Source organism: Pseudomonas sp. C32, from assembly GCF_030417915.1.
GTDB lineage: Bacteria > Pseudomonadota > Gammaproteobacteria > Pseudomonadales > Pseudomonadaceae > Aquipseudomonas.
In genome coordinates this window covers 130,861-148,471 of the sequence record NZ_JAUHUK010000004.1, presented here as the reverse complement: position 1 = coordinate 148,471, position 17,611 = coordinate 130,861, and the positions used below count along the sequence as shown (strand labels likewise).

General features: G+C 60.9%; 16 protein-coding genes. 11 read left to right on the top strand and 5 right to left on the bottom strand.

Translation table 11 applies throughout. The annotated features are described in order from the left end of the window. The first annotated feature begins 12 nt into the window (after nucleotides 1-12). Complete coding sequence (locus tag QYH43_RS06195) at nucleotides 13-441, top strand: nuclear transport factor 2 family protein (RefSeq protein WP_256580362.1); 429 nt, start codon at nucleotides 13-15, stop codon at nucleotides 439-441. Nucleotides 442-530: 89 nt separating this feature from the next. Continuing rightward, on the top strand, nucleotides 531-986 hold the full coding sequence (locus QYH43_RS06190) for a nuclear transport factor 2 family protein (protein ID WP_301156652.1): 456 nt from the start codon (nucleotides 531-533) through the stop codon (nucleotides 984-986). Between the two features lie 420 nt (nucleotides 987-1,406). Here QYH43_RS06190 and cysQ read toward each other — a convergent pair whose 3' ends face one another. Continuing rightward, the gene (gene cysQ, locus QYH43_RS06185) at nucleotides 1,407-2,171 is read right to left on the bottom strand and encodes a 3'(2'),5'-bisphosphate nucleotidase CysQ (RefSeq protein WP_177408839.1); all 765 of its coding nucleotides are present in this window, start codon (nucleotides 2,169-2,171) and stop codon (nucleotides 1,407-1,409) included. Nucleotides 2,172-2,608: 437 nt separating this feature from the next. On the opposite strand from cysQ, the gene cysD reads away from it, so the two are divergent. The 9 genes from cysD to QYH43_RS06140 all read left to right on the top strand — a co-directional run bounded on the left by cysD (nucleotide 2,609) and on the right by QYH43_RS06140 (nucleotide 11,606). After that, a complete protein-coding gene (gene cysD / locus QYH43_RS26895) occupies nucleotides 2,609-4,213 on the top strand; it encodes a sulfate adenylyltransferase subunit CysD (protein ID WP_367316879.1) in 1,605 nt (534 codons plus the stop codon). Then, nucleotides 4,213-6,126 (top strand): sulfate adenylyltransferase subunit CysN, encoded by a 1,914-nt coding sequence (gene cysN / locus QYH43_RS06175; RefSeq protein WP_095059621.1) that lies wholly within the window; start codon nucleotides 4,213-4,215, stop codon nucleotides 6,124-6,126. The genes cysD and cysN overlap by 1 nt, the downstream gene beginning before the upstream one ends. Nucleotides 6,127-6,234: 108 nt before the next feature. Then, nucleotides 6,235-7,347, top strand: coding sequence for a DUF1214 domain-containing protein (locus QYH43_RS06170; protein ID WP_301156651.1), 1,113 nt, complete (start codon nucleotides 6,235-6,237; stop codon nucleotides 7,345-7,347). Further along, nucleotides 7,344-8,531, top strand: a complete 1,188-nt coding sequence (locus tag QYH43_RS06165; protein WP_095059623.1) for a sulfotransferase — start codon at nucleotides 7,344-7,346, stop codon at nucleotides 8,529-8,531. The genes QYH43_RS06170 and QYH43_RS06165 overlap by 4 nt, the downstream gene beginning before the upstream one ends. Before the next feature lie 18 nt (nucleotides 8,532-8,549). Next, nucleotides 8,550-9,266 carry an EthD domain-containing protein gene (locus tag QYH43_RS06160; protein ID WP_095059624.1) on the top strand — a complete coding sequence of 239 codons (717 nt, stop codon included), beginning with the start codon at nucleotides 8,550-8,552 and terminating at the stop codon, nucleotides 9,264-9,266. Between the two features lie 21 nt (nucleotides 9,267-9,287). Beyond that, nucleotides 9,288-9,743 (top strand): nuclear transport factor 2 family protein, encoded by a 456-nt coding sequence (locus QYH43_RS06155; protein WP_095059625.1) that lies wholly within the window; start codon nucleotides 9,288-9,290, stop codon nucleotides 9,741-9,743. A gap of 20 nt (nucleotides 9,744-9,763) precedes the next feature. Further along, on the top strand, nucleotides 9,764-10,231 hold the full coding sequence (locus tag QYH43_RS06150) for an SRPBCC domain-containing protein (protein WP_095059626.1): 468 nt from the start codon (nucleotides 9,764-9,766) through the stop codon (nucleotides 10,229-10,231). A 40-nt stretch (nucleotides 10,232-10,271) separates the two neighbouring features. Beyond that, on the top strand, nucleotides 10,272-11,063 hold the full coding sequence (locus QYH43_RS06145; RefSeq protein ID WP_301156650.1) for an SDR family oxidoreductase: 792 nt from the start codon (nucleotides 10,272-10,274) through the stop codon (nucleotides 11,061-11,063). Nucleotides 11,064-11,150: 87 nt separating this feature from the next. Beyond that, the gene (locus QYH43_RS06140; RefSeq protein ID WP_095059628.1) at nucleotides 11,151-11,606 is read left to right on the top strand and encodes a nuclear transport factor 2 family protein; all 456 of its coding nucleotides are present in this window, start codon (nucleotides 11,151-11,153) and stop codon (nucleotides 11,604-11,606) included. 293 nt (nucleotides 11,607-11,899) lie between these two features. Here QYH43_RS06140 and QYH43_RS06135 read toward each other — a convergent pair whose 3' ends face one another. The 4 genes from QYH43_RS06135 to QYH43_RS06120 form a co-directional block, all read right to left on the bottom strand. After that, the gene (locus tag QYH43_RS06135) at nucleotides 11,900-13,282 is read right to left on the bottom strand and encodes a DUF1329 domain-containing protein (protein WP_301156649.1); all 1,383 of its coding nucleotides are present in this window, start codon (nucleotides 13,280-13,282) and stop codon (nucleotides 11,900-11,902) included. 91 nt (nucleotides 13,283-13,373) lie between these two features. Continuing rightward, nucleotides 13,374-15,056 carry a class I adenylate-forming enzyme family protein gene (locus QYH43_RS06130; RefSeq protein ID WP_095059630.1) on the bottom strand — a complete coding sequence of 561 codons (1,683 nt, stop codon included), beginning with the start codon at nucleotides 15,054-15,056 and terminating at the stop codon, nucleotides 13,374-13,376. Between the two features lie 192 nt (nucleotides 15,057-15,248). After that, nucleotides 15,249-16,391, bottom strand: a complete 1,143-nt coding sequence (locus QYH43_RS06125) for an acyl-CoA dehydrogenase family protein (RefSeq protein WP_095059631.1) — start codon at nucleotides 16,389-16,391, stop codon at nucleotides 15,249-15,251. Then, a complete protein-coding gene (locus QYH43_RS06120) occupies nucleotides 16,388-17,593 on the bottom strand; it encodes an acyl-CoA dehydrogenase family protein (RefSeq protein ID WP_095059632.1) in 1,206 nt (401 codons plus the stop codon). Before QYH43_RS06120 ends, QYH43_RS06125 begins: the two co-directional genes overlap by 4 nt. Between the last annotated feature and the right edge of the window lie 18 nt (nucleotides 17,594-17,611).

Sequence of the window (17,611 nt, the reverse complement as noted above, 5' to 3'; positions counted from 1 at the left end):
ATGAGGAATGCCATGAGCGCCGTACAGATCTGCAACCTGCTCTACCGTTACGCCGAGTACCTGGACAGCGGCCGACTGGTCGAGGCCGCCGAACTGTTTCGGCATGCCCGCATCAAGGTAAACAGCCAGGGCGAGTGCCTTGATCACACCGCCCTGCTGGGCATCTGGCAGCAACGCATCAAGCTCTACCCCTGCGGTACACCGCGCACCCGACACGTCATTAGCAACCCCATCATCGACATCGACGAAGCCTCGGGAACCGCCACGGTTCGCGCCTGCTACACCGTGCTGCAGGCCACCGACACACTCCCCCTGCAACCCATTGCCGCCGGGCGCTACCTTGATGAGTTCGAGCGTGTCGACGGGGTCTGGCGGTTCAGCTTTCGTGATTATTCGCACCTGGACATGTTGGGGGATTTGCGCGGGCATTTGGTGATGTAGCCGCAAATGGTCTGAACGGACGATGAGGGGAACCCGAAGCGGGCCGAGCATCAGGTCAACCGAAAAAACCGGAAATGAAGGGAGGCAAGATGGACATCAACAATCTGCTGCTTGAGCGCGAGCTCAATGTAGTCCTTTCCCGCTATGCAAGTGCTTGCGACCAACGCGACTGGTCGGCCATGGAGGATGTTTTCCTGGAGGATGCCACCGCCGACTATGGCGGCTTGCAACACCTTCAAGGGCGTGAGCCGATTGTGGCGATGATCCGTGTGCACCTGGATGGCTGCGGACCTTCGCAGCACTTGCTTGGCAACCTGTTGGTCGACGCCAGTGATGCGGCCGTCGAGAGCCGCGTGTACGTGCGTGCCGCGCATCGCGGCGCCGGCAGCATGCGGGACATCACCTATGAATCGCTGGCCGAATATCAGGATCGCTGGGTATCGACGGTGAACGGTTGGCGTATTGCCCATCGACGCATGGTCATCAGTCACGAGCAGGGATGCCGCGACATCCTGCGCCCGACAACAGAGGCTGCGCACAGATAGGTGCAGGCCTGTGATCGTTTCCACGCTCCGCGTGGGAACGATCACAACGAGTACATCCGCGAAATCAGGTCGGCTGTCAGGCCGCCTCGCTTTTGCTTTCGCTTTTGATTTGGCTTTTGATTTTCTTGCCCCATCGAGAGGCCGAGTGGAGGTTCTGCGCAGTGGGTAAACCGGCAAGGATGCCGGTTTAGCCGCGCTGGGCCATGGATGGCCCATCGCGGCGACCCACGGAGCAGGACCGGAGCGAGGGCATGCCGAGCATTAGCGAGGCACCGAACGCCAGGGGCAAGAGCCCTTGGTTACTTGGGGCTTTTCCAAGTGACTCGCTGTAAGAGCGAAACCCTAAGTCGCCGTTACCGCAGCAACGGATATACACCCAATCCAAATATGCAACGAGTACATTCGCGAATGCCCGGCGATCTATAGACCCTGAGCATAGAAATGCGGGTTGTCCAGGCCAGGCTTGCCATAACGCAACACCTCTCCGGCCAGGGTGCGGATCTGTCCACCGGCCGCGACAAGCACCGCATGCCCCGCAGCGATATCCCACTCCATGGTGCGCCCCAGGCGCGGATAAAGGTCGGCCTCACCGGCCGCCACCAGGCAAATCTTCAGCGATGAACCGGCACTTTTCAGTGATCGCACATGGCGCCCGTCGAGGAATTTGTCCAGCGCCTCGGCATCGCCATGGGAGCGGCTGGCGACCACGTCCAGGCCCTCGTGCGGCACTGCACGGCAGTGAATGGGTTGGCGCTGCCCGGCCTGTTCGATAAAGGCTCCACAACCGTGGGCACCCGCGAACAGACGCGACAGCGCGGGCGCCAGAACCACCCCAAGCACCGGCTCACCGTTATCGATCAGGGCGATATTGACGGTGAACTCGCCATTGCGATTGATGAATTCCCTGGTTCCGTCCAGCGGGTCCACCAGCCAGAAACGCTGACCCACGTCGGGCACCTGGCCGGCAGCGGCGGCCTCTTCGGAAATCACCGGAATCTGCGGCGTACGCGCCGCCAAGGCACGCAGAATCAAAGCCTCGGCACGCTCGTCAGCTTCGGTCACTGGCGAGGCATCGACTTTGCCGCGTACCTCGAAATCCGAGCGGTACACCTCCAACACCAGCTCACCTGCTTCGCGAGCAATAGCGATGACGTCTTCAAGCAGAACAGTCATTGACTCGTTCATGGCAATTCTCCTGTTTTTGTTCTTCGTATGGTCCATTCGGCCTATGCGCCGTTTTCCGGATCCGGGAACAGTACAGACATCCGCACCACCGCCACTGCGCAAATGGATGTTTAACAGGAGTTCCTGTGTCCCACGGCAATCAGTTATCCGTTCCACAGATCAACAAGCTTCGCCTGCGCGCCGTGCAATTGCGCATCGCTGGCAGCACGCTCAAAGCCATCAGCCAGGACACCGGACTCTCATCGCCGACGATCATTTCTGCCTACAAGGCGTGGCAGGCCGGTGGCTGGAATGCCGTGCCCGTGCGCGAACGCGGGCGCAAGCAAGGTGAAGGCCGCAGCCTGTCTGCCGAGCAGGAACAGAACATCTACCGATTGCTGGTCAGTACGCCGCCGGAACGACACCAGTTACCCTTCCTGCTCTGGCAACTGGAAGCGATGCAGGCACTGGTCAAGCGCCTGCACGATATCGACTTGCCGGAACGCACCGCCGCCCATTATTTGCAACGCTGGCAGCTCAATGCCGAGCGCCCGGCCAAGCGCGTCGCGAATGCTTCGCTAGCGGTGCAGCGTTGGTACCGCGGCACCTACCGGGACATCCTCGAACAGGCTCGTACGCAGAACGGCGAGATCCACTGGATCGATGACTACGGTGCGCGCAACGACCAGGGCAAGCTCAGTCACGGAGTACTGCGCGCGGTCAGCAATCGCGGCAAGGTGCTCTGGCTGCCATACGAAGACGGCTTGCGCGCGCCCCACCTGGAAGCGTTCTTCGACCGTTTGTATCGCTCCGTCGACCGCAAAGTGTTCGCCCTGCTCTCGGGCATGCACTGGCAACGCGCCGCGACCTTCATCACCTGGGCCGGCGAACGCGCCGAACGGCTGCATCTGTTTCATCTGCCCGAAGCCAGCGCAATGCTCAGCGGTGCCCGCGACCTGGCGACCCAGATCAGTCAGCAAGCCGCGCGCGTTTGTCCTGACGATGAGCTCGATCACGTGCCCGCCACAGTCGCTCCCCCCCTGCCCCGCGATCCCATGCTGCAGATGTTGCGCCTGATGTTAAAACATCAAGTCGCGCATAAGTCCGAATCGCAGCAGTTGTACGTTGATAAACGACAACAACAAAAAGCGAGAGGAAAATCTATGACGCTTACCCATCTGCAACGACTGGAAGCGGAAAGCATCCAGGCAATGCGCGAGGTTGTCGCCGACTCCGACAATCCGGTCATGCTCTACTCCATCGGCAAGGACAGTGCGGTCATGCTGCACCTGGCCATGAAGGCCTTCTACCCGGCCAAGCCGCCCTTCCCCTTACTGCATGTCGACACCACCTGGAAGTTCCAGGAGATGTATCGCTTCCGCGATCAGATGGTGGCCAAGCTGAACGTCGACCTGCTGACCCACACCAACCCCGAAGGCATTGAAATGGGCATCAGCCCGTTCAAGCACGGGTCGCAGATCCACACCGACATCATGAAAACCGAGGGCCTGAAACAGGCACTCGATCACTACGGTTTCGACGCGGCCTTCGGCGGCGCGCGTCGCGACGAAGAAAAATCCCGGGCCAAGGAACGGATTTTCTCCTTTCGCTCCGATCAGCACCGCTGGGACCCGAAGAACCAGCGTCCAGAGCTTTGGCACCTGTACAACACGCGTAAACACAAGGGCGAGTCGATCCGCGTGTTCCCTCTGTCCAACTGGACCGAGCTGGACATCTGGCAATACATCTATCTGGAAAACATCCCGATCGTACCGCTGTATTTCGCCGCACCGCGCCCGGTGGTCGAGCGTGACGGGATGCTGATCATGGTCGATGACGCACGCATGCCGCTGAACCCGGGTGAAGTGCCGATGATGCGCAACGTGCGCTTCCGCACTCTGGGTTGCTACCCGCTCACCGGTGCCGTCGAGTCCGATGCCGACACCCTGCCCAAGATCATTCAGGAAATGCTCCTGACCCGCACGTCCGAACGTCAGGGGCGAATGATCGACCACGACTCGTCCGCATCGATGGAGAAGAAAAAACAAGAGGGGTACTTCTAATGGCACACGTATCTGACCTGATTGCCGAGGATATCGGGCAATACCTCAAGGCCCACGAGCACAAGAGCCTGCTGCGCTTCATTACCTGTGGCAGCGTGGACGATGGCAAGAGCACGCTGATCGGACGCCTGCTTTACGATTCGAAAATGCTCTTCGAAGACCAGATGGAAGCGCTGGAGGCCGACTCGAAAAAAGACGGCACCCAGGGTGGTGAACTGGATTTCGCGCTGTTGGTTGACGGCCTGGCCGCCGAGCGCGAACAAGGCATTACCATCGACGTGGCCTACCGTTTTTTCTCCACGGAGCTGCGCAAGTTCATCGTTGCCGATACCCCGGGCCATGAGCAGTACACCCGCAACATGGTGACCGGAGCCTCCACGGCCGACGTGGCCGTGGTAATGATCGACGCCCGACGCGGCGTGCTGACCCAATCCAGGCGTCACAGCTATCTGGCTTCGCTGATCGGCATTCGCAAGGTGGTCCTGGCCGTCAACAAGATGGACTTGATGGACTACTCGGAGAAAGTCTTCAACGCCATCGTCGATGACTACCGCGCCTTCGCCAGGCAGATCAATCTTCAGGATGTCACCGCCATCCCGATGTCCGCGCTGCGGGGTGAGAACATCACCGAGCAGAGCGAGCACATGCCTTGGTACCGCGGAACCACGCTGATGGGTTACCTGGAAACCGTCGAGATCGACGAGGCGCACCAGCAGAAACTGTCGTTTCGCATGCCGGTGCAGTGGGTCAACCGCCCCAACCTGGATTTCCGTGGTTTCACCGGCACCATCGCCAGCGGCGTGGTTCGTCCCGGCGACCGCGTACGTGTGTTGCCGGCCGGGCAAGAGAGCCGAATCTCGCGCATCGTTACCCTCGACGGCGACCTGCAACAAGCCGTGGCCGGGCAGTCCATCACCCTGACCCTGACCGACGAAGTCGATTGCAGCCGCGGCGATGTCCTGTCCACTTCGGAAGACCCGGCCAGCGTCGCCGACCAGTTCCAGGTCAGCCTGATCTGGATGCACGAACAGGCCATGCTCGCCGGTCGCCCTTACTTAATGAAGATCGGCGGCAAGACGCTGTCGGTCACCCTGGCGGTGCCCAAGTACAAGATCAACGTCAACACCATGGAGCACTTGGCGGCCAAGGAACTGGCGTTGAACGAGATCGGCGTGTGCAACCTCTTCTCCAGCCAGCCGATCGCTTTCGATCCCTATAAGGACAATCGCGAAACCGGCAGCTTCATCCTCATCGACCGCCTGACCAACGCCACCGTCGGCGCAGGCCTGATCGAGTTCTCGCTGCGCCGTTCGCAGAACATCCATATGCAGCACGTGGATGTGAACAAGAAGGCACGTGCCGAACAGATGGGCCAGCAGCCGGTGCTGCTGTGGTTCACCGGTTTGTCGGGGGCTGGCAAATCGGCCATCGCCAACTTGCTGGAAACCCGGCTGTACGCCCGCGGCCGCCATACCTACTTGCTCGACGGCGACAACGTGCGTCACGGCTTGAACCGCGACCTGGGCTTCACCGATGCCGACCGGGTAGAGAACATTCGCCGGGTGGCCGAGGTGTCCAAGTTGTTCGTGGATGCCGGGATGATCGTGTTGACCGCCTTCATCTCGCCGTTCCGCTCCGAGCGCGAGATGGCGCGTGGGCTGCTGCAGGAAGGCGAGTTCATCGAGATCTTCGTCGACACGCCGCTGGCCGTGGCCGAAGAGCGCGACCCCAAGGGCCTGTACAAGAAAGTCCGCCGCGGTGAGTTGAAAAACTTCACAGGCATCGACTCGCCTTATGAGGTACCGAGCAAGCCGGACATCCATATCCAGACCAGCAAGCTGACGCCGGAGGGTGCAGTGGACCGGATCATCGAGGTGCTGACCGAGCGCGGCTTCATCGGTAAGGAACTCTAGCCCCGGCGCCCGGTTCGCCGGGCATTTGACCGTGTCCCGTGAATCCGGCTCAAGCGCCTCTTGGCAGTCGCTCACGAGCCGGATTCGCCTAATCAAGAGAGTCTAACAATGACAATCAGCTCTATTGACGAACAACAGCTGTTGAGTGGCCAGACCTGGGCCACGTTCTGCGATCACCTCAAGCGCTGCGGCGAGCAGATCCTGCGTCCCGAAGCACCCGTCGATGCGGCCACCCGCGCCGAAGGCTTCCGCTACCTGACGCGCCTGCTGCGCATCGGCCTGGAGATGCACATCGAGTTTGCCGACCCGGCGTTTCCCAGTTTCTTCAAGACCTCCCACGAGACCGCGAAAATTGGCGCCGACAACCCGGACAACCTCTATGAGTACTCGCGCCTGGACGGCACGCTGGACTATCGCATCAAAGGCCAGCGCGGCAGTGTCGCCTACCTGAGCTTTGGCACCCAGAAAGGCGGTTATGAAACCGACGGCACCCTGATCCAGACCGGTTTCATCGATGCCAGCCAGCTACAGGTCGATGACCAGGGCAATTTTGAAATCATCCTCAGCAGCGAACCGCAAACGGGCAACTGGCTGAAAATGGAAGGCGCCACCAATGCCTTGATCGTACGCCAGACGTTTCTTGACCGTCGCAGCGAAGTGCCGGCCAAGTTGAGCATCGAGCGCATCGGCACCGATTCCAAGCCACAGGCCCTTGACCCGGCGACGTTCCAACAAGGCCTGGCGCGGGTATCGAGCTTCGTGGAAAACACCGCCCGGCTGTTCGCCGACTGGAGCGAAAGCTACCTGCCGCACAGCAATCAGTTGCCCCCAGCCAACCAGGCGCTCTGCCAGTCAGTTGGCGGCGATCCGAACATTTTCTACTACCACTCGCACTGGGCGCTAGCCGCGGACGAGGCGTTGGTCATCCACATTTATAAAGTGCCGGACTGCGACTTCTGGAACTTGCAGATCAACAATTACTGGATGGAGTCGCTGGACTACCGCTACCACCAGATCTGTTTCAACAAGCATCAGGCCCGCTACGACGACAACGGCGGCGTGACGCTGGTACTCAGTGAGCTGGACCCCGGGGTGAGCAACTGGCTGCAAACCGCCGGTGTACGCCAGGGCACGCTCTGCCTGCGTTGGGTCGGCGCCCGGGAGCAATGCCACCCCACCACCCGCGTCGTAAACGTATCTGCCGTCGCGGAGGCCGTATGAACGCGCACACCCGCATTGAAGACCTGACCGTCGAAAAACTGCTGGCCAGCGCCATCGCGCGCAGCAATGGCCTGAGCGATTTTGGCGATGACAACTACCGCGAGTCGTTGCAGGCGCTGCTCGATGCCCTGGCCGCCGAAGCCCAGCTGTCAGCCTCCGGCCTGTATTTGCTGGAAGAAAGGTTGGTCGGGCAACTGGTCAACCGCCTGGTGATGGAAGACTACCTGCGCCGTCATCCAGAAATAACCCAGATACAAATCGACGATCCGCTGGTCATCGTCGGCCTGCCGCGCACCGGCACCACCATGCTTCAGCGCACGCTGGCGGTCGACCCACGCTTCTACTCCGCCGCCTGGTGGGAAACTCGCTTTCCGGCACCGCTGACTGACGAAACTCTGGCCGCGCCGGCCAAGCGCATCGCCCAGGCCAAGGCCGAGGTCGATCTGATGGCCGAGGTGATCCCGCAGATCCTCGCGATCCACCCGCTGGATCCGATGCTCTGCGACGAAGAGTTCATGCTCATGGAACACTCGTTCATGTGCGCCATGGACGCCTACGTCAACGTGCCTAGTTATACCCGCTGGCTGGATCAGCAAGACCAGCGGCCGGTCTACACCCAACTGAAGAAAATGCTGCAGTTCTTGCAGTGGCAGAAGCAACAACGGCGTGAGCCGGCAGGTCAACGCTGGCTGCTCAAAGCGCCACAACATCTGCACACCCTGGATTTGCTGCTGGATGTCTTCCCCAAGGCGCAGGTGATTCTGACCCACCGTGAACCGGCCCAGACCATCCCGTCGATGGCCAGCATGGCCCACACCCTGTGGCAGATGTACAGCGACAACCCGGACCCGAAAGCCGCTGGTGAGCAGTGGAACAACCGCATGGCGCGAGGCATCCGTCACACCATGCAGGTTCGCGAACAGCATGTGGCCGAGCGCTTTCTCGACATCCACTTCGCCGACACCGTGAAGCAGCCGCTGCAAGTGCTGGAAAAGGTCTACGCCTTCGCCAATCTGCCGTTTACCGATAAGGCCCGCGCCGACGCGCAGGGCTGGCTGTCGCAAAACAGCCGGGAAAAACGTGCCAGCCATGACTACAGCCTGGAGCGCTTCGGTCTGAACGAGACGCAGATGATCCAGGACTACAGCGAATATCGCGCCCGTCACCTGAGCGTCAATCACTGAACGCAGGTTGGAGAAATCATGGAAAAAATCATCTTGACCTTGTGGAAGCCGACACAACCCAACGCCAGGCAATGGCGTGCGGATTTGTTCGACCTGCGCGACGCATTGACTGCAGCCGGTGCAAAAAACCTCCGCGTGATGCTGGTCGACGAGGCGGTGGCCGCCGCCTCGACGCAGCGCATCACCAATAGCGCCGTGCCCCTGGACGGGTTGCTCTCGTTGTGGCTGGACAGTGCCTCGCAATGGCCCGCCATCCAGGCACTCGTGGCGCCCAAGACCCGCCGCCTGGAGGCTTATCTGGTGGTGGAATCCGAGCCGTATCCCGAGGAGCGCCAGCCCCGTGCCGCCCAGTATCGGGTGCCGGTCGGCGAGCGCACGCCCGGCATGAATCAGGTGGCGTTGCTGCACAAGCCAGACCGGATGAGCTACGAGCATTGGTACGACACCTGGCGCAACGGACACGGGCCTAATGCCTATCCGCTGCAATCGATCTTCGGCTACCGGCAGAACACCGTGGTACGCGCGCTGACCTTCGGCGCACCGGTGCTGCACGCCATCGTCGAAGAGAACTTCCCGCCCGAGGCCATCGGTAATCCGCAAGGATTCTTCGCCGCCCTGGGCGACCCGGACAAGTGCGCGCAGCGCCAGCAAGCCATGTACGAATCGACCAGCAAATTCATCGACTTCCAGAAGATCGACTGCATCCTCACCAGCGAGTACCAGCTCAGTGCCTGAGTGGCCCCAAGGAGGCTTCACATGTTGGATCTAGAAGCAATCGAGCTGATCAAACAGCTCAAGGCGCGCTATTTCCGCGCCATCGACACCTGCAACATCGAGATGCTCCAGGGCATGCTGACCGAGGACGTCGCCCTGTCGTTCAAGAGCCCTGCCTACGAGTTCCACGTCAATGGCCTGGGCGATGCGCTGGACTTCTATCGCACCTCGTTCACCAAAACCCGCCTGGCCACCCACAACGGTCACACCCCGGAAATCGAAGTCGATGGCGACCAGGCGACAGCCCTCTGGTACCTGAGCTACGTGTTCATCAACCTCGAGGAAAACACCCACATGCACGGCAGTGCGATCTACCAGGATCGCTACATCAAGCGCGGCGAGCGCTGGATGATCGCCGAGACGGGCTACGAAACCCTGCTCGAGACTATCCAGCCCTTGAGTGAACAGCTGCAGATCACCTCCAAACCCATCAACTGAATGCACAACAGGAGACAGTCATGGCCAGAGCAGAAAACATAGTGACCTCCCACACGGTGGAAATTAATGCCCCCGCCCGGGTGGTCTGGGAAGTGCTCATTGATCTGGACAATTACCACCAGTGGAACAGCTTCTGCCCGAACATTCAGTGCGGCCTGCAGATCGGCGACGAGGTGCATATGCAGGTACTTACGCCCGATACCGGCGAAACCGTTCCGGTCTTCGAATACCTCGTGGCCTGCGACCCCGAGCGACTGCTGTCCTGGGAGCAGCGCCCCGTCCCGGAAAACATGGACGCCGCCCGCCGCGATCAGTACATCAAGGCCATCGATGCCAACCGCTGCAGCTATTTCACCACTGACATTTTCCTGGGCCTGAACCAGGACACGATCATGCGTGAACACGGAGCCTGGGTAAAAACCGGCTTCGACCAGATGGCCCTGGATCTGAAACGACGTGCCGAAGAACTGCACGCCAGTCGCACCTGAACGCCCCATTCCCTACCAGAACAATAAGAAGGTAATTGCCATGTTGCTCAAAGATAAAGTCGTCATCATTTCCGGTATCGGTCCTGGCCTCGGCATCAAGCTGGCCGTGCGTGCCGCGGAGTATCAGGCGAAGGCCGTGGTATTGGCCGCCCGCACCCCGGCCAAGCTGGATCAGGCTGAACAGGCCATCCGCGACGCCGGCTACAGCACTCCTGTGCTGAAAGTCCCCACCGACATTGCCCAGGCCGAACAGTGCCAGACGCTCGCCGACCTGACGATCGAGCACTTCGGCCAGATCGACGTATTGATCAACTCTGCCTACGCCCATGGCGCCTGGGGCAGTTCCTCCGAGTCGTCAATGGACGACTGGCGCAACGCGATGGACGTCAACCTGTTCGGCACCATGCACATGACCCAGGCCGTGTTGCCGCAGATGAAGAAGCAGAAGTCGGGCAGCATCGTCATGATCAACACCATGGCCACCCGCACCCCCAACCAACTGGAATCCGGCTATGCCGTCTCCAAGGGTGCATTGAAAACCGCCGTGCAGTACCTGGCCCAGGATCTTGGCCCGTTCGGCATCCGCGTCAACTCCACCTTCATGGGCTGGATGTGGGGCGCGCCGGTCATCGGCCACTTCGAGAGCGAAGCCAGGCGCCTGGGTGTCCCGATGGAGTCGCTGGTCGACCAGGTCGCCCAACAGATTGCACTGCGCAAGATCCCCGAAGACAACGACTGCGCCATGGCCGCCCTGTACCTGGCCAGCGACTACGCCAAGGTCATTACCGGCGCACAACTGGACGTCAACGGCGGCCACTTTCTGCCCTGCTAAGCACTTCAAGGCGACAAGCACGTCGCCTCTTTCCAGCGGCCACACGGTACCCGTGTGGCCATCGCCTTCCCCTTGGAGTTGAATAACATGCTGGATCTCGTTGCCATCGAGCAGATCAAACAGCTCAAGGCCCGCTATTTTCGAGGTATCGATACCTGTAACCTCGAACTACTGCGCAGCATCCTCGCCCCCGAGGTGAGGATCAGCTTTCAAAGCCCGACCTACCAGCTCGAACTCAACGGACTGGAGCAGGCCATCGAGTTCTACCGCACCAACTTCACCAATCGCCGTTTCGGCATGCACAACGGCCACACCCCGGAAATCGTGGTCAACGGTGATGAAGCCACTGGCCTCTGGTACCTCAACGACCTGTTCATCAACCTCGATAAGCAGACCCTGCTTAACGGCAGCGCGATCTATGAGGATAGCTACATCAAGATACAAGGCGAATGGCGCATTCTCCGTACCGGTTACAAACGGCTGCTGGAGATCATCGGCCCACTGGATCCCCAATGGTCGATCACCTCTCAGCCGATCAACTGACTGACAACCTGAAAGTCAGCGTGTAATCGCGCTGACTGGGTTTTTTGCTCGCAACGAAGATGTCTAGCCCTGAACTAACGCCAGCTGCTACAGGTAATGGGACGTTGTTGAAAGAACGCGTCTGACCAGCAAAAAAAGGTTCTTCACGGCATCTCGGGAAAACAAGAGCATCGTGCTGATCTGTCTCAGGTAAATCCTCCTGCTATCGAATAACCTTATTGCAGAACCCAACCCAAAAAGGCCCCACCGTTACCCGGCGAGGCCTTTACTTGTAGCGGGTATTGCCGAAGTCGTTACCGCCCGATCGCCCGCGCCGCATCCGCGGTGTATTGGTCCGGGGTGAATTTGCCTTCGTTGAGGATCGGGCCCTTCTTCGACTCGTTGGTCATGCCGTAACCGGTGTACTGGCCTGAATTCAAGTCCATGAAGAATTGCGACCCGGCCTGCCAGCCACTCATGTCAGGGTGGTAGTAGTAGTTGACCATGGCGTGCTTCCACAGCTGCCCGCGGGCATCGTAGTTGTCGGCCATGACCGAGTTCCAGGTGTCTTCGTCGATGAACAGCACACGCTTGCCATAGACATGGCGATAGCCTTCCTTCAGGTCAGCTTCCAGCACCCAGACGCGACGCAACTCATAACGCATGAACTCCGGGTTGGGATGGTTGGGGGTCAGCATGTCGGCATATTTGATCGACGCGGTGTTGGGCTTGAAGGCGTTGGCCGGGCTGTAGATTTCACGCTTGCCAATGAGCTTCCAGTTGAAGCGCTCCGGAGTGCCGTTGAACAAACGGTCCTCGTCGACGGTCATGGTGCCGTTGGTGCCAATCATTGGTTGATCGAAGCCGTAGCCCGGTAGTTGCCGTACGCGGCGGGTGGATGGGCTGTAGGACCAGGCCTGGCGTGAGTCCGTACCGAAGTTGTAGGGTTCGTGCGAAATGCTCAGCGTGCCGTTGTCACGGGCCGGTTTGAGGGTCATGTTGTTGCTCATGGCCGAAATCTTGTCTTCGGTCCTGGAGTCGGCACTGGGTGAATTGGCCAATGCCAGGTTACGGGCATATGCACGCCCCCAGCCGATGCTGCCATTGGGTAGGACCGAAGCCAGATCGGTGGTTTTTTCCTCGGTGTAGGCACGCGCCGGCTGTTGGTGGTTCCACAGCAATTCCATGCCGTTCTTGGGAATCGGGAACGGCACCTGGCCAATCCCGGTAAAACCTGCACCGTCATTGACCAGTTTGGCCTGCAATGCGTTGTCCATCGCACGGCGGCACACATAATCCGGATAGCGGAAATCCCGATGGCCCGGGTAGATGTTCATTTTGTAGGTGGTCGGATACTTCTTCAGCAGCGCCTTCTGGCCCTCGGTCAGGTGCGACTCGTACTGGCTCATGTTCTGCGCAGTGATCACCAGAATCGGCTTCTCCGCCGCATAGGGGTCCACCGGCTGGTCGCCGGAGAACTTCACATGATTCCAGCCCGGGACTTCACCCAGGTACTTGCCGGTGTACGGCGGAATGGTGCCCTCGGCATTGCCGGCTTGCTCGGCGCCGACACAGGTCAGCTCCTTGCCCAGTTTGGCTGCTTCCTGAGGTGACACCGCGGCGTGCGCAAAACCCATCAGCCCGCTATTGGCTGTGACTGCGACCGCGAGCATGAGACCTGTTCTTGTTATTTTCATGTGATGCCTCCTTCGCTGATAAGGCTGTGTGGATGGACCCATTGTTCGGTTTCTGCCGGCCCCGACATCGTCCGGAAAGACTAAGGCAGCGCTATGCGCCCAACTTTTCTTGCAGCTGTGCCTTGAGCACCTTGCCGGTGGCGTTGCGTGGCAAGGGTTCGAGTACCCGATAGACCTGCGCCGGCACTTTGTAGGCGGCCAGGCGCTGGGCGATGAAGGCGCAGATTTGCGCTTGCTGGGGCAGCGTCGAAGCCTGACCATGCACGGCCAGCCCCACCGTTTCACCCAGTAGCGGATCGGCGATGGCGAACGCCGCAGCTTCCAGGACACCGGGCATATCGAGCACGCACGTCTCGATTTCTGCGGCGGAAATTTTCTCGCCTCCGCGGTTGATCAACTCCTTGACCCGGCCGGTGATACTGAGGAAGTCCTCATCGTCGAGGTAGCCGATATCGCCCGTGTCGAGCCACCCGTCGCGCAGGCTTTGTGCGGTGGCTTCAGGCAGGTTCCAGTAGGCGCTCATCAAGGTCGGCGAACGCAGCCAGATCACCCCGCGAGTGCCCGCAGGCTGCGGTCGGTGCGGATCATCGCCAATGCGAATATCGACGATCGGCAAGGCCCACCCCGCCGCTGCCGGCTTGTAGATGAACGGGTCGCCACCGATGGCAGCGCCGATGCCGTTGCTTTCGGTCAGACCGTAGCCGGCGCCGCCGATGGCATCGGGCTTGAGCTTGAGCATGTTGTCCAACACCCCGGCGGACGCCGCTCCACCACCCAGCCCCAAACCGAACAGACTGGCGGTGTGCTCGCCGCCAAAGCGCGGTGAGGCGAGCAGTTGCTGCATCATCACCGGCGCCCCGTTGAACTGGGTGCAACGCTCGTCACGAATCAGGTCCAGTGCCTGCTCCACATCCCACTTGTACATGAGCAGCAACCGCCGTCCGCCGCGCAGGGCCGAGAGGAACTGCGCATGCAGGCCGCTGACGTGGAACATCGGCACCGCTGCCAGTGTGGTCGGCGGGTAGCCGCTGTTGATCACCACGCCGATGCGTTCAGGCGAACTCATGGCGCAGAACGCGCCCTGAAAATCCAGGGCAAACAGCGCCTGGCAGATGGCCCGGTGACTCGACACTGCACCCTTGGCGCGGCTGGTGGTGCCCGAGGTGTAGAGGATAAGCGCCGGCGCATCGGGATCGATTTCCAGCGTTGGCACCGGCAATGCCGGAGCGCCGATCAGGTCTTCGAAACGCAGGCAATACTCGGGCAACGACCCTGCCTGGGCTCCGACGACAATCGTCGCCCGCTGTTCACGGGCGAGGTCTGCGCGCAGGGTTTCGAGGCGCGCTTCGTCACACAGCAACAGGCGCGAACCACTGTCCTGCAAAGCGTATTGCAACTCATCGCGCAGCCCCCAGCTGTTGAGCGGCACACACACCGCGCCGCAGCGCTGGATAGCGGCGAAGGCCACCAGCCACGCCGGCTGGTTGCGCATGGCAATCGCCACCCGCTCGCCCGGTTGCAAGTCAAAGCGGGCAACCATCTGCCCGGCCAGGCGATCGACCTGATCGTAGAACTGGTTGAAAGTCAGGCGTTGCGACTGCCAGATCAGGAACTCACGGTCGCCATGGACTCGACCGGTGTCCAGCACCTGCAACAGGTCGTGCGCGGCGTGACGGAAGAAGCGTGGAGCGCCGTCATCGGGCGTCACCACTTCAAACGGCGCACCGGGGGCGATCAGTTGCCGCCACGCGGTTTGCCAGCGTTCAATGCTCATTATTGTTTTCTCCAGGACAGCCGGGGTAGCGCCCCCAATGGCGTGCAAGTGGGCCAATGTCAGTCGGTCAAGCGACATCCCTGTGGGAGCGAGCCTGCTCGCGATGAGGGCGTGTCAGTCGATATAAATGCCGCCTGTTACACCGCTATCGCGAGCAGGCTCGCTCCTACAGGAGTTGACTGCCTACAGGTTCTACGCGTGGGCGGAATAGCGCTCGCAATGGAAATCCCGGTCGCCCAGACAGCTCTGCGCCACACGGACACGCTTGAGGTACAGGCCGACATCCAGCTCGTCGGTGACGCCAATGCCGCCGTGCATCTGCACGGCTTCGTTGGCCACCTTGATTGCCGTGTCGCCGGCCTTCCATTTCGCCAGGCTGACCAGTCGCGCACGTGCCCCTGCGTCGTGGCCGGCGTCATCCAGAGTCGCCAACGCAGCCATCAGCGCACTACGGCTCAGCGCCAGGTCGATGTACATTTGCGCGGCACGATGTTGCAGAACCTGAAAGGTGCCAATCGGCGTGTCGAACTGCACGCGGGTCTTGAGGTACTCCAGCGTGGTTTCGAACAGTTGTTCGGCCATCCCTAACAGCTCCGCGGCGAGGCAAGTGCGGCCACGGTCCAGCACCGTTTCCAGCGCAGCCCAGCCCTCGCCCAGGGTGCCCAGCAGCGCTTCGCTGCCCAATTGCACCTGGTCCAGTTGCAGCCGTGCGCTGTTGCGCGAGTCGATCAGCGACAAGGCGCTGACGGTCAAACCCGGTGTACCGGCTGGCACCAGGAACAGGCTGATGCCGTGCGTGTCGCCCGGTTGTCCGGCGGTGCGCGCAGCTACCACGAAGGCATCTGCACCCAGCCCGTCGACCACCCAGAACTTGTCGCCGTGCAAGCGATAGCCCTGCCCCTCGGCTTTAGCCGTTAGGGCAATGCGGCTCGGGTCGTGGCGCGACTGTTCGTCCACGGCCAGGGCCAGGCGCTGTTCACCACTGATCACGGCTTGCAACCAGTGCGTCTGTTGCGCGGAGTTGCCCGCCAGAAGTACCAGCGAACCGCCGAGGACTACGCTGGACAACAGCGGCGTTGCGGAGAGATTGCGGCCCATGGATTCGAAGATCGGCCCAAGGCCCTTGCAACCGAAATCCAGGCCGCCAAAGTCTTCCGGAAACGGAATCGCACTCCAGCCCAGATCGACCGCGCCCTGCCACAACTGCGCATCGAAACCCGCCTCAACCGCGTCATCGCGCAGTCGACGCTGGGCACTGACCGGGCTGCGCGCGGCGAGAAAATCCCGGGCACTGTCGGCCAGCAAACGTTGTTCGTCGCTATAGCGCAGGCTCATGGGGTAACTCCTTTTTTAGCGTCGGGTAAACCCAGCACGCGCTTGGCGATGACGTTCAACTGGACCTCCGAGGACCCGCCGGAAATGGTCAGCGCATAGCTGTTCAACCAGGCGCGGGTCACCGCCAGTTGCTGCTCGCTGAATGCCGCGCTCTCCCAGCCAAAGGCATCCCCGCCCATGGCATCGAGCAGCACTTCGAATTTGTCGCGTTCCTGTTCGGTGTGCACCAGCTTCATGATCGACATCAGGCCACCGATGTCGTCGCCAGCCCGAGCCTCTTCGCCCATGCGCTGCACGGTCAGGTTGTAGGCATGCTCGTTCATCGCACAGGCCGTGGCCCGCGCCTGCAGGGCGTGCTCGCTCTGGGACCGGGGCGCCGGCACGTATTCGCGCATCAGGGCCAGCAGGTCGAAGTGCGACGGCAGGCTGAACTCGCCGAATTTCGACATCGCCTTGCGTTCGTGTTGCAACAGGTACTTGGCCAGGTTCCAGCCGCCATTCAACGGCCCGATCAGCTGGCTCTTGGGCACTTTCACGCTGTCGAAGAACACCTGACAAAAGGCCGATTTGCCGCTGATCAAATCGATCGGCTGTGGCTTGACGCCGGGGCTGCGCATGTCCAGCACGATCAGGCTGATGCCCTGGTGTTTGGGCACGCTGAAGTCGGTGCGTACCAGGGCGTACATCCAGTCGGATTTGTCACCGTAAGAAGTCCAGATCTTGCTGCCGTCCACCACGAAGTGATCGCCGGCATCGCGGGCGGCCATCTTCAGGCTGGCCAGATCGGAACCGGCGTTCGGCTCGGAGAAACCCTGACACCAACGCACTTCACCGCGGGCAATCGGTGGCAGTAGATCGCGTTTCTGTTCCTCGCTGCCGTAAGCCAGCAGCACTGGCCCAAGCATCCAGATACCGAGGTTAATCTGCGGCGGCCGGCACTTGAGACGGCGCATCTCACTTTCCAGCACTGCCAGTTGTTCGTCACTTAGACCGGCGCCGCCGTATTCCTCGGGCCACTCGGGGCAGAACCAGCGCTTGTCGCGCATGCGCTCAAACCACAAGCGTGCGTCTTCACAGGGAAACTGCGGGTTCTGGCTGCCCCACACCACATCGCCTTCAGCCATGCCGGTGCGCATCGACAGCGGGCAGTTAGCCTCCAGCCAGGCACGGGTATCGTGCCTGAATTGCTCGATAGTGCTCATGAAAGTCCCCTTCGACTC